Here is a 24,857-nt window from a genome sequence, read left to right as displayed (position 1 = left end):
CGCCAGCTACTCCACGGTCAGGACGTGCGCTCCCCACGCCGGCAGATCGACGAAGAGGCCACTCGCGGCGAGCTCGTCCCCACCGCGCTCGAAGACCCGCCCGTCGAGCCGGTTGGTGAGCCGCCAGGCCTGCCCGGCGAGATCCGGGAAGGGGAGCACGACACGGCCCTGCGCGCTGCTCGCCCCGTAGTTGATCACGACGATGTGCCGCGGGCGGTCACCGTCGTGCCACGCCCAGGCCAGCAGGTCACGGCTCGTCGGGTTGTCGGCCCAGCCGTGGCAGTCGAGCAGCCGCCAGTCACCGGCACGGATCGGCGCGGCCAGCTCCAGCAACCGGTGGTAGAACTCCCGCAGGCCAAGATCGGCGGGCTCGTCGCGGTACCGGGCGAGGAACACCGGCAGGTGCGCCCGGCGGCCCTCGAACTGCCCGTCGTGCCAGAGGATCGCCCCCGGCAGCGTCGCCACCGCGATCGCCGCGGCCCGCCCCCGGCCGTCCGGCATGGTGGTGGCGGCCCGCGGCTCGTCGTGGTTCTCCAGGAACCGGATCAGCCGGTCCTGATAGTCCCGCCCGGCCGTGAGATGCTTGCGCACCGCGTCGGCGTCCTCGTGCACGAGCCGGTCGTAGAGCCGCTTGTCGTAACAGAAGTCGAACCCCTGCTGCTGCAGCGTCCACTCCATGTCCCAGTACGCCTCGGCGATCAGCACCAGGTCCGGGTTGACCGCGCGGACCCGCTCGACGATCGCCGGCCAGAACTCCAACTCCGGCGCCGGGCCCGCGAACCGCCCCCAGGTCCGCGCGAAGATCTCGTTGGTGAGCAGCATCGCCATGTCGCAGCGGACGCCGTCGCACTGCTCGCCGATGCCGATCAGCGCCGACGCGGTCGCCTCCCGCAGGCCCGGATCGAACGCGTTCAGCTGGGCCACGTCCGGCCAGGGCGGGAAGTACGGGTCACGGCCGTGCGCGAGCACCCGCCCGCCGGCCGGGAACCAGCCCGCCGGGTCGGCCGCGAGGTCCTCCGGCGTGCCCTGGATGAACCACTCCGGATGCTCGACCGTCGCCGGGTGGTCCGGGGCGGTGTGGTTCGGCACGTAGTCGAGGACCAGCCGCAGCCCGCGCCGGTTCAGCTCGGCCCGCGCCGCGGCCAGCCCGTCCGGGCCGCCGAGCCGGTCGTCCACCCGGTACCGGCGCACGCAGTACGGCGAGCCGACCACGTCCGCCGGGGTGAAGTCGGGCAGCGCCTCGTGGAACGCCACCTGCAGCTTCTCGTTCGCGTGGGCCAGGGCCAGGCCGGCCGGGCTGCGCTCCCAGACGCCCATCAGCCAGACCGCGTCCAGCCCGGTCGCGGCCACCTCGTCCCAGATCTCGCCCGGCACGTCGGCGAGCGTGACGGGACGGCCCAGCCGCCGGCCCAGGCCGGTCAGCCAGGGCCACGTGTCGATCTCGTAGATCGCCGGTGCGGCCGGCCACCCGCTCATCGTCGTTCCTCCGTGTCGATCACCGGGAGCGCGTGCAGCATCCCGGGCATCCCCTGGTCCAGCAGGTCCGTCCCGGCCAGGCCGGCGAACATGTTGGCGAAGACCGCGACCAGCCCGGTCCAGCCGGTCTGGTGCGACGCGCCGAGACCCGCGCCGTCGTCGCCGTGGAAGTACTCGTTGAAGAGGATCAGGTCACGCCAGTGCTCGGTGGCGAAGACCTCCTGGCCACCGTAACAGGGCCGCCCGCCGTCGGGCCGGGGCAGGAAGATCCGGGTCTGCCGGTCGGAGATCTCCCGGGCCACCTCGAACAGGTTCATCCGCACCCCGGAGCCGGTCGGGCACTCGACGGTGAAGTCGTCGCCGTACCCCAGGTAGAGGTTGAGTAGGGCGCGGATCATCAGGGTGTTGGCCGGCATCCAGATCGGCCCGCGCCAGTTCGAGTTGCCGCCGAACATCCCGCTGTGCGACTCGGCCGGCTCGTAGTCGACCGAGTACGTCCGATCGCCCACCCGGAACTCGAACGGGTGCTCGGCGTGGAAGCGCGAGACCGAGCGGATCCCGTACGGGCTGAGGAACTCCTCCTCGTCGAGCAGGCGGGCCAGGATCCGGCGCAGCTTGTTCTCCTCGAAGAGCGCGAGCAGACGCTTGCCCTGACGGCCCTCCTGCCGTCCGGCGGACACCACCGCGCTCACGCTGGGGTGCCGTTTCACGAAGTCCTGGATCCCCTCCATGAGCTGCGGATGACGGTCGATCAGCGCCGGGTCGTAGACGGTGGCCGCGGCGAGCGGCAGCAGACCGACGAGGGAGCGCACCCGCAGTCGCTGCGAGGTGCCGTCCGGCAGCCGGAGCAGGTCGTAGAAGAACCCGTCCTCGTCGTCCCACATGGTCGCGCTGCCGGTCTCGTGGTTCACCGCCACCGCGATCCAGGCGAAGTGCTCGAAGTACGCCTGCGCCTGCTCGACGTAGACCGGATCCTCGATCGACAGCTCCAGGGCGATGGTGAGCATGCTCTGGCAGTAGAGCGCCATCCACGCGGTGCCGTCCGCCTGGTCCAGGTGACCTCCGGTGGGCAGCGGCGCGCTGCGGTCGAACACGCCGATGTTGTCCAGGCCGAGGAAGCCACCCTGGAAGATGTTGTTGCCGTCGGCGTCCTTGCGGTTCACCCACCAGCTGAAGTTCCGGGACAGCTGGTGGAACATCGCCTCCAGCCAGTCGTGGTCGCCCGCGCCGTTGCGGGCCTTGTCGAGCTGGTAGACCAGGTGCGTTGCCCAGGCGTGCACCGGCGGGTTCACGTCGCTGAAGTTCCACTCGTACGCCGGGATCTGCCCGCTCGGGTGCAGGTACCGCCGGCTGAGCAGCAGTTCGAGCTGCTGCTTGGCGAAACCGAGGTCGACCAGGCTCAGGGCGATCGTGTGGAACGCCAGGTCCCAGGCCGCGAACCACGGGTACTCCCACTTGTCCGGCATCGAGATCACGTCGTGGCAGATCATGTGGAACCAGTCACCGTTGCGCAGGTCACGGGCCTGCAGCGGGTCCCGGCCGTGCTCGGTGAGCCACCGTTCCACGTCGTAGCCGAAGTACTGCTTGCTCCAGAGCATCCCGGCCACCGCCTGGCGGGACACCTGCCGCTCGGCGTCGCCGAGGGCGGGCGCGAAGCACGCGGCGTAGAACTCGTCCGCCTCGGCGATCCGCTGCGCGAACACCTCCTCGCCGATCGGTCCCGCCGGGGAGTCGGCGAACCGCAGCAGGACCGTCTCCGCGCCCCCGGCCGGCACCCTCAGGTCGATGTCGAAGGCCGCCTTGGTGCCCGTCCCGGCCGGGTTCACCGCGTCCTTGTCGCCGTCGACGACGTACCGGTGGAAGGCGTCCTTGCGGTAGGTCCCGTTGCTCTCGTTCTCGGTGAAGATCGGCTGGTGGTCGCCGTGCACGGAGAACCAGCGGGTGCCGATCCGCTCGTGCTCGGCCTCGATCACCGAGCGGCCGGCGGCCCGCAGGCTCGGACGCGGGCCCGGTGTCCCCCAGGACCAGGTGTTGCGGAACCAGATCGTCGGCAGCAGGCGCAGGCTCGCCTCCTCCGGCCCCCGGTTGTGCACGGTGATCCGGGCCAGGATCTCCTCCGGCCCGGCCTTCGCGTACTCCACGACCACGTCGAAGTAGCGGTCCTCGGCGAAGATCCCGGTGTCCAGCAGCTCGTACTCGAAGTCGTCACGGCCCCGGGCCCGGTTCGTGGCGACCAGGTCGTTGTAGGGGTACTCCCGCTGCGGATACTTGTAGACCATCTTCTGGTACGAGTGGGTCGGCGTCGCGTCGACGTAGAACCAGTACTCCTTGACGTCCTCGCCGCGGTTGCCCTCGCTGTTCGTCAGCCCGAAGTACCGTTCCTTGAGGATCGGGTCGTGGCCGTTCCACATCGCCAGCGCGATGCAGACGGACTGCTCGTCGTCGCAGAACCCGGCGATCCCGTCCTCACCCCAGCGGTAGGCACGGGAGCGCGCCTCGTCGTGACTGAGGAAGTGCCAGGCGTCCTGGTCCTTGCTGTAGTCCTCGCGGACCGTGCCCCACTGCCGCTCGCTGAGGTACGGTCCCCAGCGCCGCCAACCGGCGGCGGCGTGGTCGGCGTCGTGCAGGCGCCGCTGTTCGGCGCCGGAAGAACCGGAAGAAGAGGTGGCCATGCCTCCACCGTCGGCCCGGCCCTAGGTCGCGGGTTCCTCCGGGAGGGATGAAATCATGCGGTACGCCGCCACCGCCTCCTCGATCGTCGGGTAGAAGTGCGCCGGGTCGATCGTGCGGGTCAGCCCGTACCTGTCGATCTTGGTTCGGACCGGGCTCTTCATCTCCGCGAAGACCAGGGAGATCCCGGCCGCGTTCAGTTCTTCGTCGAGGTCCTCGAGCATGTCCGCGGCGGTGGTGTCGACGTCGGTGATCGGCTCGGCCGCCACCAGGATCCACCGCGGCGCCGGGTCGGCGTGTGCCAGCCGCCGGATCTCCTCACGGAACGTCCGGGCGTTCGCGAAGATCAGCGGCGCGTCGAAGCGGAACATCACCAGACCCGGGATCCGCTCGGCGCCCGGGTACTCGCGCAGGTCGTGGTACCCGTCCACGCCCTCGGCCCGGCCCAGCACCGCCTGGTACGGCCACCACACCCGGCGGAACACGTTGAGCACCGAGAGCGCCACCGCGACAGCGATGCCGGGCAGCACACCGAGCAGCGCGACACCGAGGAACGCCGCCACCGCCAGGCCGAACTCGATGCGCCGCTGCCGCCACAGCCGGCGCAGCCCGGCCGGGTCGGCCAGCGACAACGAGGCCGCGATCACCACGGCGGCCAGCATCGGCTGCGGAAGGTCCTTCAGCAGGCCCGGAACGAACACCAGCATCAGCGTGATCGCCCCCGCGCCGACCACGCCGGTGAGCTGGCTGCGGGCACCCGCGGTGAACGCCACCGCGGTCCGTGAACCGCTGGTGCTGACCGGAAAGCCCTGGAAGAGGCCGGCCGCCAGGTTCGCCGTGCCGATACCGATCATCTCCTGGTTGCCCCGCACCTCCTGGCCGGTGCGCTCGGCGAACGCCGACGCCGTGGAGATGGTGTCGGTCACCGAGACCAGCGTGATGCCGAGCGCGCCGGCCGCGAGCAGGCCCAGATCCGACCAGGACACGGTCGGGACGGTGAACGGCGGGAAACCCTGCGGCAGCGGTCCGACCACGTCGACGCCGTCGTCGGTGAGGCCCAGGACGACGACCGCCAGGATCCCGCCGGCCACCGCGATCAGGATGCCCGGGATCTTCGGCAGGAAGCGCCGCAGCAGCAGGATCACCAGCAGCCCACCGGCGCCGACCGCGAGGGCCGCGGGCACCGTCTCCCCGGCCGCGACCCCGCGGATGAACCCGGTGGTCTCCTCGATCAGCCCGTCGCCGTCCACCGAGAAGCCGAAGAGCTTCGGCAACTGGCCGATCAGGATCGTCAGCGCCAGGCCGTTGACGTAACCGAGCTGGGTGGGATGCGACAGCAGGTCGGCGATGAAGCCCAGTTTCAGCACGCCCGCCGCGGTCATGAAGACGCCGACCAGCAGGCCGAGCATCGAGGCGAGCGCGATCGCCTTGGCCGGGTCGCCGTCCGAGGCGACGATCGGCAGGATCACCGCGGCGATCATCGGGCCGAGCGAGGAGTCCGGTCCGAGCACCAGGACCCGGGACGGACCGAACACGGCGTAGCCGAGCAGGCAGAGGACCGAGGTGTAGAGCCCGGTGATCGCGGGCAGGCCGGCCAGCTCGGCGTACGCCATGCCCTGCGGGACCAGCAGCGTGGTCAGCACGATGCCGGCGATCACGTCCTTCGGCAGCCAGGCCGGTCGATAGGTGGACACGGCCTTCAAGCCCGGGACCCAGTCCGCCGCTGCCATGTGCGCTCCCTGACACGAGGGACGCCGCCCGGTCATCCGGGCGGCGTCCGGCCATGATCGAAGATTACTGCTGGGCACCACCGTGCAGGGCCTCCTGCAGGTCGGCCTCGGCCTCCTTGGACAGCGACGACTTGATCACGGTGCCGCCGTACCTGCTCAGCGCCTCGACCGCCTTGTCCGGGGTGACCGCCTCGACCACGAGGAACAGCGCGGACGTGCCGGGCTGCAGCTCCTCGCGGATCCGGTCCTGGAACTCCTTGCTGATCGCGTTCTTGGTGAGCTTGCCGGTCAGCGCGCCCAGGCCGGCGCCGATCGCCATGCCGAGAACCGGGATGAAGAAGAGCATCCCGAACAGCAGACCCCAGAACATGCCCCAGGTCGTGCCCCCGGCCACGGCGTGATGGTTCGTCGTGACGTGGAACTTGCCCTCGCGGTCCCGGATGATCACGGCGATCGCGTCCGGCTGGATGATCAGGTCCTTGGACAGGCGGTCGGCTTCCAGCGACGCCGCCGTCGCCGTGGTCTCGTCGGGGTACCCGATGGCGACCAGAGTTGACATGGAGTTTCTCCTCTCGTGCTGTGCCGCCGCGGCGCGGCACGGCGTCTGCGAACCAGTCAGCCACGGCACGCATCGGCTTCCCTCATTCCGGACGGATGACTTCTCCGGCCCCGCGGACTGATCCGTTTCACACCCCCGGGCCCGCCGCGGGCCGTTCATCCCCGGCGGGGGAGGCATCGGGTACGCCTTTGCGGCCACCGTCGGTCATCCGGTACCGGCACATCGAAGGAGCAGGTGATGGCTGAGCATTACGAGATCCGGGTACGCGGCTTTCTGGGCCCGCTGTTGCGGAAGGCCTTCGGCGACCTGCGCTGCCGCACCCTGCCGGCGCAGAGCACGATCCGCGGCCGGCTCACCGACCGAGACCTGGAACGGTTGCTCACCAGCCTGGACAGGTCCGGCCTCGACCTGGTCTGCCTGAGCCGTGTCACGCCCGGTTCATTCGCCACGGATGGCGTGCCCGCGGGTCCCGAGTCACACGATCGAGACTCCGCACCTTTGACGAGGAGATGAAGCATGACCGACACAGAATCCAAGCGGTCGTACGACGACCCGCCGTACAGCTCCCCCGCGCGCCCCCAGTCCACCGGGTGGGTCGGCATGGTGGTGTTCGCCGGCGTCATGCTGTTGATGCTCGGCGGGTTCCAGATCGTGGAGGGGCTCGTCGCGCTCTTCCGGGACGACTTCTTCGTGACCACCGACGCCGGTCTGATCATCCCGATGGACTTCAGCGCCTGGGGCTGGACCCACCTGATCATCGGCGCGGTCACCCTCGGCGCCGGCTTCGGCATCCTCTACGGACAGACCTGGGCCCGCGTCGTCGGTGTGATCATCGCGGTTCTGAGCGCCCTGGCGAACCTGGCGTTCCTCCCCGCGTACCCGATCTGGTCCACCATCGTGATCGCCCTGGACGTGCTCGTCATCTACGCGCTGACCGTGCACGGCCGTGAGGTCCGGTACTGACGCCCGCCCGGGCAGGGCCGTGCTGACTCAGGCGGTCCTGCCCCGTGGCGTCATCGTCCTGCTCGGCTCCGCCTGCCTCGTCGTGGTGGTGGGCGGCATGCGCGGCGTCGCCGACCTGATCGGGCCGGTCTTCCTGGCGCTGATGCTGACCGTGACGGTCAGCCCGATCACCGGCTGGCTGCGCCGGCACGGCGCCCCGGTCTGGGTCGCGGTGCTCGCCATGATCGTGGCGGTCAACACGATCCTGATCGCGCTGGGCGCGGCCCTGGCGGTCTCGATCGCCCAGCTGATCGACCTGATGCCGCAGTACGCGTCGCAGTTCGCCGATCTCCGCACGAGCCTGGTGAGCGGTCTCAGCGGGCTGGGGATCAGCACCGACCAGCTGCAGAAGGCGGTGGCCGGCGCCGACCCGAGCAACGTGGTCAAGGTGATCGAGAGTCTGCTCGGCGGGCTGGCCGGCACCCTGTCCAGCACGCTCTTCCTGCTCGCCTGCCTGCTCTTCATGTGCCTCGACGCGGTGTCCTTCCCGGACCGGCTCCAGGCCACCATGGCCGAACGGCCGCAGGTGGTCACCGCGTTCCGGTCGTTCTCCACCGGCACCCGGCGCTACCTGTGGGTGTCCACGGTCTTCGGCCTGATCGTCGCGGTGATCGACGCGCTCGCGCTCTGGGCGCTCGGAGTGCCGCTGCCGCTGCTCTGGGGCCTGCTCTCCTTCATCACCAACTACATCCCCAACATCGGCTTCGTGATCGGGGTCATCCCGCCCGCGCTGCTCGGCCTCCTGCAGGGCGGCCCGGAGCTGATGCTCACCGTGATCGCGCTCTACTGCGTGATCAACTTCGTCATCCAGTCGGTGATCCAGCCGAAGATCGTCGGCAACGCGGTCGGGCTCTCCGCCACTGTCTCGTTCCTCTCCCTGATCTTCTGGGCCTGGGTCCTCGGTGGGCTCGGCGCCCTGCTGGCGATCCCTCTGACCCTGCTGGCGAAGGGCCTGCTCGTCGACATCGACCCGGACACCCGCTGGGTGAACGTCCTTCTCTCCAGTGAGACGAAGCCAAGCCCCGAACCACCACCGACCAGACCCGCGAGGAGCACGTCATGACCACGTTCACGGTATGGAAGTTCGACGACCCGGACCGGGCCGAGCAGATGTCGCGGATCCTGCACGACGCCGCCGCCGACGGCCTCGTGAAGATCGTCGACTACACGGTCGTCACCTGGCCGGAAGGCGCCGAGAAGCCGGAGACCCACCACGAGCACGCGAGCTCGTTCCGGCACGCCGGCTGGGGCGCGTTCTGGGGCTTCATGATCGGCAGCCTGTTCCTGGTCCCGGTCGTCGGCGGTGTGCTGGGCGCCGGCGTCGGCGCGCTGGACAAGTCGCTGCAGGGCACCGGCATCGGCCGCGACGAGCTGGAACGCATCCGCACCCAGATCACCGAGGGGACGTCGGCGCTCTTCCTGGTCACCACCGACGGCAATCTGGACCGGCTCGGCGAACGCTTCCACGGCCTGCACAGCAAGCTGATCGCGACGAACCTGACGGAGGGCGAGGAGGAGATCCTGCTCCAGACGTTCGGGGATCACACGCGATGACCCGTACCCCCGAGAATCGCAACCCGGCGGCGCGCGCGGCAGCGGGCCGCGCCGCCCGCAAGCTCGCGCCGCTCACGGCGCACGCCGGCTGGAGCGCCGGCGGCGACCGGGCCGATCCGGTCGCGCTGCTCACCGCCGAGGAGGCGGACCGGCTCCCGGAGCTGCTGCCGATCCGGCACGCCCGGATGGCGGCGTCACCGCTGGCGTTCCTGCGCGGCTCGGCCGGGGTGATGGCCGCCGACCTCGCCGCCGCGCCGCACTCCGGGTTGATCACCCAGCTCTGCGGTGACGCCCACCTGTTCAACTTCGGCCTGTACGCCTCACCCGAGCGCCGCCTCGTCTTCGACCTCAACGACTTCGACGAGACCTTCCCGGGCCCCTTCGAGTGGGACGTGAAACGCCTCGTCACCAGCATCGCGATGGCCGGCCGGGCGAACGGTTTCCGGCGCCGGGACCGGGCCACGGCGGTCCGGTACGCGGCCCGCCGTTACCGGGAGGCGATGATCGATTTCGCCGCGATGCGCGAGCTGGACCTCTGGTACGCCCACGCCGACGTGGACGAGTTGCACGACCAGTTCGGCGACCAGCTCGGCAAGAGCCGCCTTGCCCGGCTCACCAAGGCCGGCGCGAAGGCGCGCACCCGGACCAGCCTGCAGGCGTACCGGAAACTGACGGCGGTGGTGGACGGCGAGCGCCGGATCGTCGCCGACCCGCCGCTGCTCGTGCCGGTCCAGGACCTCGTTCCCGACCTGGCCCGCAAGCAGCTGGAGAGTCAGATCCGGATCCTGCTCGACGGGTACCGGGACAGTCTCGCCGAGGACCGGCGCCGCCTGTTCGACGCGTTCGAGTTCGTCGACCTGGCCCGCAAGGTGGTCGGCGTGGGCAGCGTCGGCACCCGCTGCTGGATCGTGCTGCTGACCGGCCGGGACGACGAGGACCCGCTGCTGCTGCAGGTGAAGGAGGCCGGCCGCTCGGTCCTCGACCCCGGCGACGCGCCGCCCGACCAGCCGCAGGGACGCCGGGTGGTCACCGGGCAGCGGCTCATGCAGGCCGCCAGCGACATCTTCCTCGGCTGGCACACCGTCGAGGGCTTCGACGGCAAGACCCGCGACTTCTACGTGCGCCAGTTGCGCGACTGGAAGGGCGGGGCGGTGGTCGAGGAGATGGACGCGACCGGGATGCGGGTCTACGGCGGGCTCTGCGCGTGGACACTGGCCCGGGCGCACGCCCGCTGCGGGGACCGGATCGCGATCGCGGCGTACCTCGGTTCGAGCCCGAAGTTCGACGAGGCGCTGGCGGAGTTCGCCGAGCTCTACGCCGACCGGGCGGAGCGCGATCACGCCGCGTTCGCGGGGGCGGTCGAGCGCGGCGAGCTGGAGAGCCGGCCCGGCATCTGACAGTCGCCCCGCAGCGTGTGGAGTGCGGGCGCACTCCACACGCTGCGGGGCAACCACCGTCGCGTGTGGATGTCGGGTGCGCAGCACACCCGACATCCGCACGCTGCGTGGGTGTCAGCCGGGGATCGGCTCGGCCGGGGCGTCCGTGCGCCGGGCCAGCAGCGTCACCCCCGCCTCGAACACCACGAGCAGGATCACGATCACGAACAGCCCGGTCCACGACGACCAGATCAGCGCCGCCAGCACCGCCACGATCGCCCCGCCGATCCGGATCGGGTCGAGGTTGCGGGCCGCGAATCCCGGCCCGTGCGTCGTCACCGCACGCCCGCCGGCCGCCACGCCGTGCCAGGCGGCCACCGCGCCGCGCCGGGTCTGCCCGCGCAACCAGCGCGGGAACCGGCCGGGCCCGGCCAGGTACCCGATCAGCGCGAGCAGCACGCCGATCACGATCAGCTGGACGCCGCGCTCACGGAGCACGCTGAAGACCGTGGTGACGGTGGCGTCGACGCCGTCCCGGTAGACGCCCTCGGGGACGGCTTCCAGGATCTCCCGGCGGATCGCGCGCAGCACGACCGTGACCGCGACCGCGGCGATGACCAGCCAGACGCCGAGCTGGACCATGGTGCGCCGGCGCCCCGGCGAGATCGCGAAGGCCGCGAGCACCAGCAGAACGGTCAGAACGACAAATCCCACCAGATACCGCTTTGCGGCGACCACTGCCTGCTGGGCCTCGTACAACTGCCCCGCATCGTAGACAGTGAACTGCGCGAAGTTCGGCGGCAGCGTGACCCCCACCGCCTCCTCGATCCGCAACCGCAGGTTCGGCGGGATCTCCCCACTGCTCAGGTCCGGCAGCGTGATCTGCTTGCCGAACATCGTGGGCAGCTGCGCGCTCAACTCCCGCAACACCTGGTTGATCAGCGGCAACAGGTCGATCGGGACGCTGTCCGAGGTGGCCGTGACCACCTCGCTGCGCCCCTCCAGCACGGCCAGCGCCCGCTGGTGCAGCTGCTGGTTGAGCGACACCCAGATCGTCTCGAACCGGTCGCTGGCCAGCACCTTCTCCACCGTGTCGTGCACCTGTTCGCGCACCTGGCCGGCGATCGGCCCGGCCACGAACGCGGCCTGCGGCGGCAGCACCTCCCGCAGCCGCTGCTGCACGTCGACGACGGCGAACAGCTGGGTGGTGGCGTACTCCGCGACGGCCGCGTTGATCCGCGGATCCTCCGGCAGCGGCGCCACCGTCGCCACCCAGCGCTCGGTGTTCAGCGTGGTGCGCGCCGCCCACAGCCCCACCACGCTCGTCACCAGGCAGAACGCCGCCAGCACGACGAGCACGGCGGCGAGGCCCGAGCGGATGGTCCGGGCCATCGGCCGCCGCCGGGGGCGTGCGTCCAACTGGGCACGCAACGCGGCCACTTCCGCTTGCAGTCGCACGATCTCCGGATCATCCGGTACGGGGTACGCCCCCTCACCAACCGCAACCGGAGCCGCCCCCGAGCGCTCCGGTTCGTCCGGCTCGTCCGGACGCGCGAGATAGGACTCACCAGCCGGGACAGTCATCTGACCTCCTCGAGTCGCCGGCGGCGGAACACGCCGACAGCACAGCGCCGACCCTCCCGCGGCGGGTGTGCCGGCACCTCACCCGCCGCGGATGAACCCCGAAGTGGCACCGAGTTCATCCGCGGCGGGTGAGCCTGCCCCGCCCGGAGTCGAGCACGCTGAGGCAATGGCATTCGGCCCGCTCGAACTGATGGTGTTGTCCTTCCCCGCCGACCAACTCACCGCCGGTGTCCGCGCCACCCTGAACAGGCTGACCACGGCCGGGGAGATGCGGATCGTCGACGTGCTGGTGGTCCGCACCGACGCGGCGGGCGGCGCGTGCGCCGTGGAGCTCAGCGAGCTCCCCGGTCTGCACGGCGACCGGGTGCGACTGGCCCGGCTGGCAACCGGGCTGATCACCGAGTCGGACATCGACGAGGTCGCGGCGATGGTGGACGACCAGACGGACGCCCTCGCCGTGCTGCTGGAGCACCACTGGGTTCGTGATCTCGCGGGCCCGATCGCCGCGTCACGGGGAAACATCGTGGCGCTCACCCACATCCCGGGCGCGCCGGGACACGGCCGAATCCTGACCGGAACGACGATCTGAGGAGACTGTTGATGCCCGACGACCTGCAGGACATGGGTCCGATCGACTACCTGTGCGTGGAGTTCCCGGACGGGAGCCTCAAAGGAAACGCCTTCCCGCTGCTGCTCGACCTGGTGGACCGGCACATCATCCGGGTGCTCGACATCGCGTTCGTCCGCAAGAACCTGGACGGCACGGTGACCGCCATGGAGGGCCGGGACCTCGACTTCGAGGAGCTCGGCGCGTTCCACGGGGCGGCGTCCGGCATGCTCGGCGGCGACGACCTGCGCGAGGCCGGCGAGGTGCTGACGGCCGGCTCCGCCGCGGCCATCCTGGTCTACGAGAACACCTGGGCGGCTCCCCTCGCGATCACGCTGCGGCGCAACGGCGCCCAGCTGGTGGCGGGCGGCCGGATCCCGGTGCAAGCGTTGCTCGCAGCCCTCGACGAGACCGAGTCGGCGTTCGTGCCGGCCGTCTCCCAGCTCGGCGGGCGGTGATCGGCATGCCTGGTCTGCTGAGAGGTATCGCCCGTACCGCCGTGATCGCCGGCACCGCGACGGCCGTCTCCAACCGTGTCTCCCGCCGTCAGGCCGGCCGCTGGTCCCGCCAGGCCGAGGAGGAGGAGATGCGCCAGCAGTACGAGCAGCCGCAACAACCACAGCCCGCGCCACAGCCCCAATACGCGCAGCCGCAGTACGCTCCCCCGCCCGCCCCGGCACCGGACCCGATGGCCGCGAAGATCGAGCAGTTGCAGAAGCTCGGCGAGCTCAAGGAGCAGGGTGTGCTGACCGACGCCGAGTTCGACGCGCAGAAGAGCCGCATCCTCAACCAGTAGGGAACCGGCCTCGCGCCGGCCGTCGCAGCGCATGTCCGCGCGGCGGCCGGCGCGTCCGTGTGCCAGGAGTCCGTGTGCCAGGAGTCCGTGTGCCGGGAGTCAGCGGGCGATCCGGCCCATCGGGGCGGCTCCGCCCGTACCGGAACGAAGGTCTCTGACGACCGTGGTCCTCGCCAGTTTGTCGTGCAGGCCCTGGTGGCGGCGATCCACCAGCAGCCAGAGCGCGATGATCGGAAGGTAGGCCAGCAGCAGCCCCCGGACCAGCGCGGACACCCAGCCGATCGGCCGGCCGTCGACGCGGACCACGCGCAGGCCGAGCAGCGCCATGCCCGGTGTGCAGCCGGCCAGGTGCCAGAATAGCGCGCAGTACACGGCCATGAACGCGGGCAGCAGGATCAGGTAGGACGAGACGACGATCTGGCCGAGCTGCCGGGCCTCCGCGCCGATCACCGACGCGACCATGGAGAAGACGGTGGCCGAGCCGCCGGCCAGCAGGGCGATGAGGAACGCGTCCGCCGCGTACGCCATCGACCTGCTGACCAGCCCGCCATAACCGTTCACGACGATTCGGCGCCACCCCGGCGGGTCATCCGCAGGGTGAGCCGGTCCACCGCCGCGTCACCGGCCGCCGCCCCGCTGCGCACCCGGCCGACCATCTCGCCGACCACGGTGTCGCGCTGGCTGCGGACCAGGCCCTGTATCCGTTCCGGTTCCTTCTCCAGCATCCCCAGCATCCGGTCGGCCTGGACCTCGACGATCCGGTTCACCAGGGGGGACGTGGCGATCGCGGTCATCGCGGCGTCGATCGCGCCGCTCACCGCGCCCTGACCGCGCTGCCGCTCCGCCGCGCCCCGCAGTCGCAGCGCCTCCAGCTTCTCCCGGAGCTCGTCGGCGTGCGGTTGCAGGTTCACCTGCAGGTTCGACTGCAGGGTCTGGCGCGGCGTGGCCGCCCGGAACCGTTCCACGACCTCGGCGGTGCTCTCCCTGGCACGGAGCGCGGCGCCGAGCGCCACGTCGCCGAACCGCAGCAGTCCCAGCATGCTCATCGCGAATCCCTCACTCCGGTCGTGGTCCTCAGCGGTACTGCTGCGGGTAGGGGCGGGGCGCCTGCCGGGGTGGGATCAGGATGGTCGCCGAGCGGGCCACCCCGGAGATCAGCGAGCCGATCGCCACACCGAGCACGAGGTTGAGCCCGGCCGTGTAGAGCCGGGCGCCGAGGCTTGAGTCCGTGACGAACGGCGCCAGCATGGCGACCACCGTGCTCAGCCCGACCACCCAGCCGAAGAACCGCATCGGGCGCGGCGTCGTCAGGATCAGCGCGTGCACCACGCCGGTGGCGACCAGGGCGGCGATCGCGGCGCCGAGGGCGTACCAGCCGGTGCTCGCGTCACCCCACGTCCCCTGACCCTTCGGCGCCAGCACGTCGATGTCGAAGAGACCCCGGCCGAGCAGGATGCCGGCGATGGCGATCAGGGCCGCGACGGCGGCGGTCGCCCCGCCGCCGGCCCAGAGCTTCCCGCCGTTCACCGCGGGGCGCGGCGTCGGATCGAGCGGTGCGTTCATACCGGTCATGCCGTCCTCCGGGCGCTCGGGGATACCAGCCCCGAGCCTGGTTCCAGGAGCCCGCGGGCGCCTCATCCGGCGAGGATGAAAGCGTTCCGCCGGCATGGCGCCACGAGCGGGCCGGCCGTCCCCGCCGATGCTTCCCTGAACGATTCCGGGTTCCGGCCCGTACTGGACTGCGGCACGCCCAACTGAGGGAGGACACCGTGGCACGGACCGGAATCGACACGTCGATCCTGCACAAGGGAGCGCACAGTGCGTCCTACTTCGACCTGGCTCGCGCGGCCGGCGAGGGTGCGGAGATCGTCGACTTCTGCATTCCGTGCAACCCGTACTTCCCCACCCCGGAGATGTTCGACGAGCTGACCCGGGACCTGAAGAGCATCCTCAAGTACTACCCGAGCGACTCGGCCACGATCACGAAGAAGCTGGCCAGCGTGCTCGGCCTGCACCCGCAGACGGTGGCGATGGCGAACGGCTCCACCGAGCTGATCACCTGGATCGACCACCTGCTGGTCAAGGAGAGCCTGGCGATCCCGATCCCGACCTTCGGCCGGTGGACCGACCAGCCGCTGGAGACCGGCAAGCGGGTGGACATGTTCCCGCTGCAGGAGCGGGACGGCTTCCGCCTCGACCTCGAGGAATACGTCGAGTTCATCCGGGAGCGCAAGTCCCGGGTAGCGGTGATCTGCAACGTCAACAACCCGGACGGCAACTACCTGCCGCGCCGCGACGTGATCCGCTTCATGGACGCGCTCAGTGACCTGGACCTGGTGGTCGTCGACGAGTCGTTCATCGACTTCTCGGACGCCGAACGCTATCCCTCGGTCGGCCCGGACGCGGTGATCCGCCCGAACGCGGTGGTGCTGAAGAGCCTCGGCAAGAACTTCGGCCTGCACGGCATCCGCTTCGGATATCTGCTGGCCAACCCCGCGATCGCCGGCAAGATCGCCAAGATGCTGCCGAAGTGGAACCTCAACTCGCTGGCCGAGAAGGTCGTTCACATGATCTCCGACCACGAGATGGAGTACGAGGAGAGCCTGCGCCTGCTGAGCCGTGACCGCCGGTCGATGGCCCGCGAGCTGAGCCGGGTGCCGGGGCTGACCGTCTTCCCGTCGCAGGGCAACTTCTTCCTGGTGAAGCTGCCGACCGAGTGGTCCGGTGTGGCGCTGCGCGACTACCTGGTCGCGAACCACGGCATCATGACCCGTGAGTGCGGCAACAAGCTCGGCATGACCAGCCAGTTCATGCGTCTCGTGGTGCGCCCGAGCGCCGACGTGGACCGGCTGGTCGACGGGATGATGGAGTACGCGCAGCGATTCCACAACCGGTCGATCTACGACACCGAGCCGCTGGAGCAGGCCGGCCGGCGCTGGGCCGACACCGCGTACGAGGAGCAGGCGGACAACCTGGCGCCCTACCCGGGTCACCGCACCGGCGAGTACACCGCCCGCCGGGCCGCCGTGAGCTGACGCTCAGTTCGCCCCGGTTCCAGCCGATTGGTCCCTGGACACGTCGGTTCCGGGAGGACGGGGCGATGACCTATCGCAGGTCGCTGGCGCGCACCGGGATCTTCACGGTGGCGTACGCGATAGCGACCTACGCGGGCCGGGCCAGCATCCTGGACGACTCGCCGATCGGCCTGGTCTGGCCGGCCGCCGGAGTCGCCGTGATCTGGTTCTGCCGGCAGCGGCAGGCCCCGCTGCGGTGGCTGGACGCGCTGGCCCTCGCGGTCGTCACCGTCGTGGTGAACACCGGCACCGGCGCCGCGCCGGCCATGTCGGTGATCTTCGTGGCCACGAACCTCGCTCAGGCGTACGCCTTCACGCAGTTGATCGGCCGCTGGCGTCCCACCCTCTGGGGCGCCGGCGGCACCCAGCCGATGCGCAGCCCGCCGGATCTCTGGGCGCTGCTGGCCGCCGCCGCCGGCGCGACGCTGACCAGCGCGTTCTTCGGGCCGGGCCTGGTCTGGCTGGCGACGAACGACTACACCTGGACGGCGACGTCGGTGTGGTTGTCCCGCAACGTCGCGAGCATCCTGGTGGTCGGCGCGGTGGGCTTCTGCCTGGGTCCGGCGCTCTCCCGGGGCGCGGCAGCCTGGCGGGAGACCACCGATCGGGTACGGCACATGCGCCGCACCCGGATCGCGGAGTACATCGCGCTGGTGGTCTGTTCGACAGGCGCCTACCTGGCCGGCTTCGCCTACAGCCACGGCCTCCCGCTGGCGTTCCTGCTGATCGGCGTCACGGCCTGGGCCGGCACCCGGCTGGCGACCTCGTTCGTGGCGCTGCACAACCTGATGGCCGGGGTCATCGTGGTGCTCTTCACCCTCCACGGCACCGGGCCGTTCGCGGAGATCAGCAATCATGCCTCACGGGCCGTCGTCGCCCAGCTCTTCGTGTCGCTCACCGCGTTCATCGGTCTCGCCCTGGCGCTCGGCCGCGACGAGCGGAGCGCGCTCGTGGTCGAACTCGCCGCCGAGAAGGCCGAGCTGGCGAAGCAGCGGGAACAGGCCTCGCAGCGCGCCGAGCTGCTCCGGGCGATCATCGACTCGACCGCGGACGGCCTCGCCGTGGTGGACGAGGAGGGCCGGGTCACGCTGCGCAACCCGGCAGCCTCCCGGCTGCTCGGCGGGTACACGAGCCCGGCCGGGCAGCCCGCCCGGGCCTGCCATTCCGGCTTCCATCATCTGGACGGCACGCCACTCACCGACGAGGAGATGCCGCACGTCCGGGCGCTGGCCGGCGAGGTGCTGGAGGACGTCTACATCCTGATCCGCAATCCGGGCGTGCCGGAGGGCCGGGTGATAAGCGTCCGGGCCGCGACGCTCACCGACGGGACGGGACGGCGCAGCGCGGTGGTGCTCTTCCACGACGCGACGGCCGAGCGGCGGCACCGCGACGAGTTGACCAACTTCGCCGGGGTGGTCGCGCACGACCTGCTCAACCCGGTCACCACGATCGAGGGCTGGAGCGACTTCGCCGGCGAGGCGCTGGACCTGCTGCCGGACGGCCCGGAAGTGGCGGAGGCACGGGACGGCCTGACCCGGGTGCACCGGGCGGCCCAGCGGATGCGGGCGCTGATCGACGGGTTGCTCGCGTACACGACGGCACGGGACGCGACGGTGGCGACCGTACCCGTCGATCTGGGTCATGTGGTGACCGAGGTGACCGTGGCCCGGCTGGACGCGGCGATCGCGGCCGGGCTCCCGGTGCCCCGCTTCATCGTCGGCGACCTGCCCCGGGTGCAGGCCGACCCGGTGCTGATCCGGCAGTTGCTGGACAACCTGATCGGCAATGCGATCAAGTACACCGCGCCGGGGGTGACACCGGAGCTCACCATCACCGCGGAACCCGACCACGACCTGGTACGGGTGCGGATCGCGGACAACGGCATCGGCATCCCGGCCGGGCAGCACGACGCCATCTTCGGCAACTTCCACCGTGCCCACCGTGGCGCCACGTACGCCGGCACCGGTCTCGGCCTGGCGATCTGCAAACGGATCGTGGAGCGGCACGGCGGCACGATCGGCGCCGCCGACAACCCGGCCGGCGGATCGATCTTCACGTTCACCATCCCGCCCGGCCCCGGATCCGCTCAGTTCGACCTCCCCCGGGCCGAAGAGCAGTCGTGGAGGGAACCGCGCCGATGAGCCAAGATCCGGACGAACTCGCACGACTCGCCGCCCTCCGCTCCTACCAGGTCCTCGATCGTCCCCGTCCGGTGGTTCTCGACGACCTCACCAAGCTCGCGGCCGGCATGTTCGACACCCCGATCTCCGCGGTCTCGCTCGTCGACCGGGACCGGCAGTGGTTCGCCGGCCAGGTCGGCCTGGCCGAGGCGGAGACCCCGCTGGCCGTGTCGTTCTGCCGGCACGTGGTGCCGGCCCGGGCGCCGCTGATCGTGCCGGACGCCACCCGGGACAGCCGGTTCGCGGCGTACCCGAACGTCACCGGCGAGCCGGGCATCCGGTTCTACGCCGGCGCGCCGGTGATCGACGAGGAGGGCCACGTGCTCGGCGCCATGTGCGTGGTCGACACCGAGGCCCGCGAGATCAGCGACCGTCAGGTGGACAACCTGGTGACGTTCGCCCGGCAGGCCGCCGGTCACCTGTCCGCGGTCCGCGGCCGGCTGCGGGTGGCCGACCTCGGCGACGAGCTGGCCCGCGCGGCGCAGCGTGAGGACGAGCTGGTCGCCACGATCACCCACGAGCTGCGGACGCCCGTCGCGATCATCCAGGGCTACCTGGAGATCCTCGGCGACCAGGACGGCCTGGAGCAGTACCGCCGGCTGATCGACCCGATCCACCGCAACGGGCGGCGTCTCGTCGAGATGGTCGACCACATCCTGGCCGGCACCCGGCCGCCGGAGGCGCCGATCCCCGCGCCGGTCGAGACGGTCGACCTGAACACGGTGGTCGCGGCCGCCCTCAGCTCGTGCCGGTCGCTGATCACGCTGCGCGGCGACCCGGTGGACGTGGCCTCGTACGGGCCCGTGCTGGTCCGCGCCGACCTGGCCCGGCTCGCCCACGCGGTCGAGCAGCTGCTGCGTAACGCGCTGGCCTTCACCCCCGCGGACCGGCCCATCACGGTACGGGTGGAGAGCGCGCCCCGGCCGGCGATCGAGGTGCGCGACGGCGGGACGGGCATCCCGGAGGACGAGCTGCCCCTGGTCTTCGATCGTTTCCACCGCGGCCGGCACGCCCGGGAGCAGGCGGTGCCCGGTGTGGGTCTCGGGCTCACCATCGCCCGCAACATCGTGCAGGCCCATCGCGGCGAGCTGACCGTGCGGAACACCGCGGACGGCGTCTCCGCCCGGATCCGCCTGCCCGGCGCCCGCTGAAGGACCGGGCGGACAACCATTACGGTGAGAAGATGGATCGGCCCGGTGCGATGAAGGTCGGCGATGTCGTCGCGGAGATCGTCCGCCGGCTCGGCGAGCAGCAGCGGGTGGTCCCGGAGTACATCGTCCGCGATGCCGTCGAGGCCGCGCTGAGCCGCCGCTTCCCCGGCGCCACGCCGGCTCCCTCGGTCGTGCTGCCGGGCGAGATCGCCGGTGAGCTCATCGAGGGCTTCTGCGCCGGGGCGACGACGAGCGAGGACGACGCGGCCACCATGCCCGCCGTGCTCAGCGGCGACGAGACCGGCCGGTTGATCACGGCGCTCGGTCTGGCCGTACACGTGGCGGCCTTCAATCTGGACCGGGACCGCCTGCACGTCGCCCAGATCTTGAACGGCGCCGCGGCGGCCCTGGTGGCGCTCGGCGCCGCCGAGCGCGCCGCGCACGCCGACGGCACCTCCGCGGTGCTGCTCTCCCCCGCCACGCTGCGCACCGTGCGGACCACGGTGGCCGGCGTGCTGCAGGGCACCGAGAGCCGGGGCTGGCAGGCGCGGCATCTCGACCAGGATGCCACCAGCGCCCTGTTCACCGGGGTTCTCGCGATGCTGGGCGCGGTGCCCTAAGTCCTCCCGGATCGGGGCCGATCAGGTTGTTGTGGCCGCTACCAAGGACCCCGAACGCGTCGCGGCGGTCCACGCCACCGGCGTGCTGGACAGCCCCGAGCCGCCCGGCCTGCGCCGCCTGACCCGGCTCGCGTCCCGCCTGGTCGGCAGCCCCACGGCGCTGGTCTCCCTGGTCCTCGACGACCGGCAGGTCTTCGCCAGCCAGATCGGCCTGCCCGAGCCGTGGGCCGAGCGCGGGCAGACGCCGCTGTCGCACTCGTTCTGCCGGCACGTCGTCGACGACGACAGGCCGCTCGTGGTCAGCGACGCGCGGCTCAACGACCGGCTGAAGGACAACCTCGCGATCCCGGAGATCGGGGTGATCGCGTACGCCGGGATGCCGATCCGGGTCGACGGCCGGACGCTCGGCTCCTTCTGCGCCATCGACGGGCAGCCCCGCGAGTGGTCTCCCGACGACCTGGCCGTGCTGGAGGACCTGGCCGCGGCGGTGTCGACGGAGATCGCGCTGCTCCGGGCGGCCCGGCACGCCGAGGAGACGTCCGCGGTGGTCCGGCGGATCCTGGAGGTGTCGCAGGACGCGTACATCTCGATCGACGCGGCAGGTGTGGTGCTGGAGTGGAATCCCGCGGCCGAGATCCTCTTCGGCCGGTCCCGGGCGGAGGCGGTCGGCGCCGACCTGGCCGGGCTGATCATCCCGGCGGAGTTCCGGGACGCGCATCACTCCGGGCTGGCCCGGGTCCGCGCCACCGGGCAGTCCACCCTCGCCGGCAAACGCATCGAGCTCCCCGCGGTGGGCCGGGACGGCCGTCGCTTCCCGGTCGAGTTCACCGTGCAGTCCACCCGGCACGACGGGCGCGTGGTCTTCCACGCGTTCCTGCACGACATCAGCGAGCGCAGCGCCGCCGCGAGCCAGCTGCGCCGGCAGGCCGAGCTCATCGACGCGGCACCGGCCGCGATCATCGTGCGCACCCCGACCGGCAAGATCAATTTCTGGAACAACGGCGCCGAGCAGATGTACGGGTGGCCGGCCGCCGCCGCCGTCGGCCGGAACATCCACCGTCTTCTCGCCACCGTCTTCCCCGACGACGAGGCCGTGATCGAGCGGGCCCTGCACGAGGAGGGCCGCTGGGAGGGCCAGGTCACGCACCGCCGGGCCGACGGGCGGACGCTCACCGCGCTGAGCCGGCACGTGGTCCGCCCGGACGCCGGCGGGGCCGGCCCCGAGGTGATCGAGACGAACACCGACATCACCGAGCGCCGGCGGGCCGAGGAGCGCCTGGAGGCGAGCGAGCGGCAGTTCCGGACACAGTTCCACCAGTCCACCGTGGGACAGGCGATCGTCGGGCTGGACGGGGTGATCCGGCACGTCAACGAGGCGTACGCGCGGATGCTCGGGCACTCGCCGGAGGAGCTGATCGGCCGCCGCAACGAGGACTTCACGCACCCGGACGACCGCGCCGAGGGCGTTCTCATGACGGCCCGGCTCTTCGCCGAGGAGCAGGAGTCGTACGAGCGGACCAAACGGCTGATCCACGCCGACGGTCACTCGGTCGACGTGCACATCGGGGTCCGGCTGGTGCGTGACGCGGACGGCGCTCCCCTGCATCTGATCGGCGTCATCCAGGACATCACCGCCCGGCTGCGCGCGCAGCGGGAACGCGACGCGGCCCAGGCCGTGCTCGCCGAGCGCAACGCCCAGCTGGAACGGGCGAACAGCGAGCTGCAACGCGCCAACCTGCTCAAACTCGACCTCATGGGAATGCTGTCGCACGACATCGGCACGCCGCTGACCGCGATCCTCGGGTACGGCGAGATGCTGGTGGAGAGCGAGCTGCCGCAGCCCCTCGCGAAGCCCACCGAGAAGATCATGAACGCCGCGCACCGGATCGACGAGCTGCGGCTCAACGTGCTGTCGATGTGCATGCTGAGCGAGACCCGGCTGCACGCCGACCGGCACCCGGTCCGGCTGGCCGAGGCGCTGCAGGACGCGCTGGACGCCGCCGACCAGGTCGTCCCGCTGCACTGCCCGTCGCACGCGACGGTGCTTGTCAACCCGGCGCACCTGCGGCAGATCGTGGTCAACTTCCTGACCAACGCCCGCAAGTACGGCGGCGGGGCGACCGGGATCGAGGTGACCCCGGAGGCCGGGACGACCCGGATCGTGGTGCTCGACCGGGGACCCGGCGTGCCGGCGGAGCTGCGCGAGCACCTGTTCGAGCGCTACACCCGGGCCGGTGGCACCCAGACCTCCGGGCACGGGCTGGGCCTGCACATCGTCGCGAGCCTGGCCGAGGCGAACGGCGGCTCGGTCGACTACCAGCCCGGCGACCCGGTCGGGAGCGTCTTCAGCCTGACGCTGGAGAGCGCCTTCTAACGGGTGGGGGTCCGCGACGCCCACTGGGTCTCCAGCGTGCGCGCGTACGCCGACCGCCCGGCCGGCAGCGTGAACGACATCCGGGTCCCGCTGCCGTAGGGATTCACCATCGCCTCGATCGTCCCGCCGTGCCGTTCCACGATCCGCTTGCAGACGGCGAGCTCCATCCCGTTGCCCCGCTCGTCCCGGCCGCTGTGGAAGCTCGTGAAGACGTCCCGCCGCTGACTCGCCGACAGCCCGATGCCGTTGTCCAGGATGTCGATCCGCAGCATCCCGTTCGGCGCCGGCTGGCAGGAGACGCCGACGTAGGGCGCCACGCCCGGCGGCGCCGGCCCGAGCGCGTTGTCGATCAGGTTCTCCAGCAGCTGCCGGGTGAGCACCGGATCCGCCTCGACCGCCTCCATCTGCCCGATCTCGAAGTACGGCGGCGCCGAGCCGGTGCTCTCCGCGAGATCCCACCGGCTGTTCACGATGTCGCCGAGCATCAGGGACAGGTTCACCGTGGTCGGCATCAGCTTGCCGTCGCGGGCCGCGGTGTAGGCGAGCAGGCCGTTGAGGAACGTCCGCATCCGGGCCGCCGCCCGCTGGATCCGGCCGACCCGCTCGGCCGGCTGGTATCCGGCCAGCTCCTGCTCCAGGACCTCGGCCCAGCCCTCGATCGTGGTGAGCGGGTTGAGCAGGTCGTGCGCGACCCGCCCGGCGAACGACATCAGCTCGTCGCGGTGCCGCCGGTCCGCGGTGACGTCGTGGAAGACCACGACCACGTGCTGCGGGCCGTTCGGCCGCATGGCGATCCGGGCCACGTTGAACCGCACGATCCGGCCCTCCGGCACCGCGGCGTTGCGGACCAGCACGTCCATCGGCGGCACGTCCTGGCCGGCCAGGGCTCGCGCGTAGGGCAGGTCGGCGTCGGCGAGCGGGGCGCCGTCCGGGTGGAAGAAGCCGTGATCGCTGCCGAGCGCCACGCCGCCGCCGACCGTGCTGACGTTGCCGATCAGCCGTCCGGCCGCCGGGTTGCGCAGCACCAGCCGGCCGTTCTGGTCGAGGATGGCCAGACCCTCGGTCATCGAGTTGACGATCGTGGTCATCATCCCGGCCTTCTCGGTGGCCTCCTGCTCGGAGACCCGGAGCCGGGCGATCAGCCCGTCGCGCTCGTCGCGGCTGAGCGCCAGGGCGAGGCCGACCACGGCGAGGATGACCGTGTACATCTCGATCACCAGCAGCCGGGTGTCCGGGGCGGCGATCTCCGCGTACGGGCCCAGGCCCTGCTGCGTGAAGATCGCCGCGGCGCAGCCGAACAGCAGGTAGTGGCCGATCGCCAGAATCGTCGGCATCCGGATCGCGGCCCAGACGGTGAGCGGCAGCAGCGCGAACCCGATCGGCAGGCTGTGGTTGACGGTGAACGTGTAGTAGTACGCCCCGGCCGAGACGACGAGGATCGCGAGGCATTCCAGGGCGCGGTTGCGCGGCAGCGACGGCCGTTCCCGGCGGAACAGGTAACCGGCGTGCCGGACCGCGACCCCGAAGATCAGAACGCTGCCGACGTCGCGGACCACCCGGGCGGCGAAGACCAGGGCCGTGCCCTCCTCGCCCAGGCCCCGGCCGCCGAACAGGTCGGCACAGGACGCCACCGCGGCGGCGAGCGCCGCGGCCAGCAGCAGCCGCCAGAGGTCGGCGAGGCTGGCGACCGGGCGGCCGCCTTCGGGGCCGGTCCAGACGCCGGGCAGCAGCCGGGCGGCCGCCACCGCGAAGGCCGTCGCCGCCAGCATCGCCGCGACCGCGTGCACGGCCGAGGCCTGGACGCCGGCCCCGGCCACCAGCAGGCCGCCCAGGGTCAGCGCGCCCAGCAGGGCCACGTCGAGCCAGCGCCACCGCGACTCCCAGCGGATCAGCAGCCAGACCGCCGCCACACCGGCCGCCGGCCACACCACCGGCTCACCGGCCAGCATCGTCGCCCGGCCTGCCGGCAGGGCGAGCAGGTAGAGCGCCGCGAAGCCCGCCGTGCCGGGAACGGACATCCTCGTCACACCTGCCTGTTCGGCACGTCCGGCGGTTAACTGAATTGATATATCCATTTCGATATATAGATGGGATGCGGCTTCCC

At 71.3% G+C, this 24,857-nt stretch carries 22 protein-coding genes; 13 read left to right on the top strand and 9 right to left on the bottom strand.

The window, feature by feature from the left end:
• Positions 1-6: 6 nt before the first annotated feature.
• From AMIS_RS08990 to AMIS_RS08975, 4 genes are all read right to left on the bottom strand, one after another.
• A complete protein-coding gene (locus AMIS_RS08990) occupies positions 7-1,476 on the bottom strand; it encodes an alpha-amylase family glycosyl hydrolase (RefSeq protein ID WP_014441904.1) in 1,470 nt (489 codons plus the stop codon).
• The gene (locus AMIS_RS08985) at positions 1,473-4,148 is read right to left on the bottom strand and encodes an MGH1-like glycoside hydrolase domain-containing protein (protein ID WP_014441903.1); all 2,676 of its coding nucleotides are present in this window, start codon (positions 4,146-4,148) and stop codon (positions 1,473-1,475) included. Before AMIS_RS08985 ends, AMIS_RS08990 begins: the two co-directional genes overlap by 4 nt.
• Positions 4,149-4,169: 21 nt before the next feature.
• Entirely contained in the window at positions 4,170-5,876 is a 1,707-nt protein-coding gene (locus tag AMIS_RS08980) for a SulP family inorganic anion transporter (protein ID WP_157434780.1), read from the bottom strand.
• 64 nt (positions 5,877-5,940) lie between these two features.
• On the bottom strand, positions 5,941-6,435 hold the full coding sequence (locus AMIS_RS08975) for a DUF1269 domain-containing protein (protein ID WP_014441901.1): 495 nt from the start codon (positions 6,433-6,435) through the stop codon (positions 5,941-5,943).
• A 237-nt stretch (positions 6,436-6,672) separates the two neighbouring features.
• On the opposite strand from AMIS_RS08975, the gene AMIS_RS08970 reads away from it, so the two are divergent.
• The 5 genes from AMIS_RS08970 to AMIS_RS08950 are packed head-to-tail and all read left to right on the top strand — an operon-like array spanning position 6,673 to position 10,388.
• Positions 6,673-6,948: a hypothetical protein gene (locus tag AMIS_RS08970; protein WP_014441900.1), complete on the top strand. Its 276-nt coding sequence runs from the start codon at positions 6,673-6,675 to the stop codon at positions 6,946-6,948.
• A 3-nt stretch (positions 6,949-6,951) separates the two neighbouring features.
• Positions 6,952-7,398, top strand: coding sequence for a DUF7144 family membrane protein (locus AMIS_RS08965; protein ID WP_014441899.1), 447 nt, complete (start codon positions 6,952-6,954; stop codon positions 7,396-7,398).
• Complete coding sequence (locus tag AMIS_RS08960) at positions 7,382-8,500, top strand: AI-2E family transporter (RefSeq protein ID WP_041829640.1); 1,119 nt, start codon at positions 7,382-7,384, stop codon at positions 8,498-8,500. Before AMIS_RS08965 ends, AMIS_RS08960 begins: the two co-directional genes overlap by 17 nt.
• Positions 8,497-8,991, top strand: coding sequence for a DUF1269 domain-containing protein (locus tag AMIS_RS08955; RefSeq protein ID WP_014441897.1), 495 nt, complete (start codon positions 8,497-8,499; stop codon positions 8,989-8,991). The genes AMIS_RS08960 and AMIS_RS08955 overlap by 4 nt, the downstream gene beginning before the upstream one ends.
• Positions 8,988-10,388, top strand: coding sequence for a DUF2252 domain-containing protein (locus AMIS_RS08950; RefSeq protein WP_014441896.1), 1,401 nt, complete (start codon positions 8,988-8,990; stop codon positions 10,386-10,388). Before AMIS_RS08955 ends, AMIS_RS08950 begins: the two co-directional genes overlap by 4 nt.
• A 114-nt stretch (positions 10,389-10,502) precedes the next feature.
• Here the strand turns inward: AMIS_RS08950 and AMIS_RS08945 are convergent, their stop codons facing one another.
• Positions 10,503-11,951 (bottom strand): hypothetical protein, encoded by a 1,449-nt coding sequence (locus tag AMIS_RS08945; RefSeq protein WP_157434779.1) that lies wholly within the window; start codon positions 11,949-11,951, stop codon positions 10,503-10,505.
• Positions 11,952-12,117: 166 nt separating this feature from the next.
• Between AMIS_RS08945 and AMIS_RS08940 the strand changes: the two genes are divergently transcribed.
• Genes AMIS_RS08940 through AMIS_RS08930 form a run of 3 tightly spaced genes read left to right on the top strand, consistent with a single transcriptional unit; the run spans position 12,118 to position 13,354 of the window.
• A complete protein-coding gene (locus tag AMIS_RS08940; RefSeq protein ID WP_014441894.1) occupies positions 12,118-12,540 on the top strand; it encodes a DUF6325 family protein in 423 nt (140 codons plus the stop codon).
• Positions 12,541-12,551: 11 nt separating this feature from the next.
• Positions 12,552-13,016, top strand: a complete 465-nt coding sequence (locus AMIS_RS08935; RefSeq protein ID WP_014441893.1) for a DUF6325 family protein — start codon at positions 12,552-12,554, stop codon at positions 13,014-13,016.
• Positions 13,017-13,021: 5 nt separating this feature from the next.
• Positions 13,022-13,354, top strand: a complete 333-nt coding sequence (locus AMIS_RS08930; RefSeq protein WP_041830636.1) for an SHOCT domain-containing protein — start codon at positions 13,022-13,024, stop codon at positions 13,352-13,354.
• Between the two features lie 99 nt (positions 13,355-13,453).
• On the opposite strand, the gene AMIS_RS08925 is transcribed toward AMIS_RS08930, so the two are convergent.
• The 3 genes from AMIS_RS08925 to AMIS_RS08915 are packed head-to-tail and all read right to left on the bottom strand — an operon-like array spanning position 13,454 to position 14,926.
• The gene (locus tag AMIS_RS08925; protein ID WP_014441891.1) at positions 13,454-13,915 is read right to left on the bottom strand and encodes an RDD family protein; all 462 of its coding nucleotides are present in this window, start codon (positions 13,913-13,915) and stop codon (positions 13,454-13,456) included.
• Positions 13,912-14,400, bottom strand: a complete 489-nt coding sequence (locus AMIS_RS08920; RefSeq protein WP_014441890.1) for a hypothetical protein — start codon at positions 14,398-14,400, stop codon at positions 13,912-13,914. Before AMIS_RS08920 ends, AMIS_RS08925 begins: the two co-directional genes overlap by 4 nt.
• 28 nt (positions 14,401-14,428) lie before the next feature.
• On the bottom strand, positions 14,429-14,926 hold the full coding sequence (locus tag AMIS_RS08915) for a DUF6069 family protein (protein ID WP_014441889.1): 498 nt from the start codon (positions 14,924-14,926) through the stop codon (positions 14,429-14,431).
• A 197-nt stretch (positions 14,927-15,123) separates the two neighbouring features.
• On the opposite strand from AMIS_RS08915, the gene AMIS_RS08910 reads away from it, so the two are divergent.
• The 5 genes from AMIS_RS08910 to AMIS_RS08890 all read left to right on the top strand — a co-directional run bounded on the left by AMIS_RS08910 (position 15,124) and on the right by AMIS_RS08890 (position 22,753).
• Complete coding sequence (locus tag AMIS_RS08910) at positions 15,124-16,389, top strand: pyridoxal phosphate-dependent aminotransferase (RefSeq protein ID WP_014441888.1); 1,266 nt, start codon at positions 15,124-15,126, stop codon at positions 16,387-16,389.
• A 65-nt stretch (positions 16,390-16,454) separates the two neighbouring features.
• Complete coding sequence (locus tag AMIS_RS08905) at positions 16,455-18,569, top strand: ATP-binding protein (protein ID WP_014441887.1); 2,115 nt, start codon at positions 16,455-16,457, stop codon at positions 18,567-18,569.
• Complete coding sequence (locus tag AMIS_RS08900; RefSeq protein WP_014441886.1) at positions 18,566-19,759, top strand: GAF domain-containing sensor histidine kinase; 1,194 nt, start codon at positions 18,566-18,568, stop codon at positions 19,757-19,759. The genes AMIS_RS08905 and AMIS_RS08900 overlap by 4 nt, the downstream gene beginning before the upstream one ends.
• A gap of 32 nt (positions 19,760-19,791) precedes the next feature.
• On the top strand, positions 19,792-20,379 hold the full coding sequence (locus tag AMIS_RS08895; RefSeq protein WP_014441885.1) for a hypothetical protein: 588 nt from the start codon (positions 19,792-19,794) through the stop codon (positions 20,377-20,379).
• Between the two features lie 31 nt (positions 20,380-20,410).
• A complete protein-coding gene (locus AMIS_RS08890; protein WP_014441884.1) occupies positions 20,411-22,753 on the top strand; it encodes a sensor histidine kinase in 2,343 nt (780 codons plus the stop codon).
• Here AMIS_RS08890 and AMIS_RS08885 read toward each other — a convergent pair.
• Positions 22,750-24,771: a sensor histidine kinase gene (locus AMIS_RS08885; RefSeq protein WP_014441883.1), complete on the bottom strand. Its 2,022-nt coding sequence runs from the start codon at positions 24,769-24,771 to the stop codon at positions 22,750-22,752. The two genes, AMIS_RS08890 and AMIS_RS08885, sit on opposite strands and share 4 nt — an antisense overlap.
• Positions 24,772-24,857 lie beyond the last annotated feature (86 nt).

It is taken from the genome of Actinoplanes missouriensis 431 (assembly GCF_000284295.1).
Lineage (GTDB): Bacteria > Actinomycetota > Actinomycetes > Mycobacteriales > Micromonosporaceae > Actinoplanes > Actinoplanes missouriensis.
Note: the sequence above shows the minus strand (reverse complement) of the source record. Positions and strands in the feature narration are given on the sequence as shown.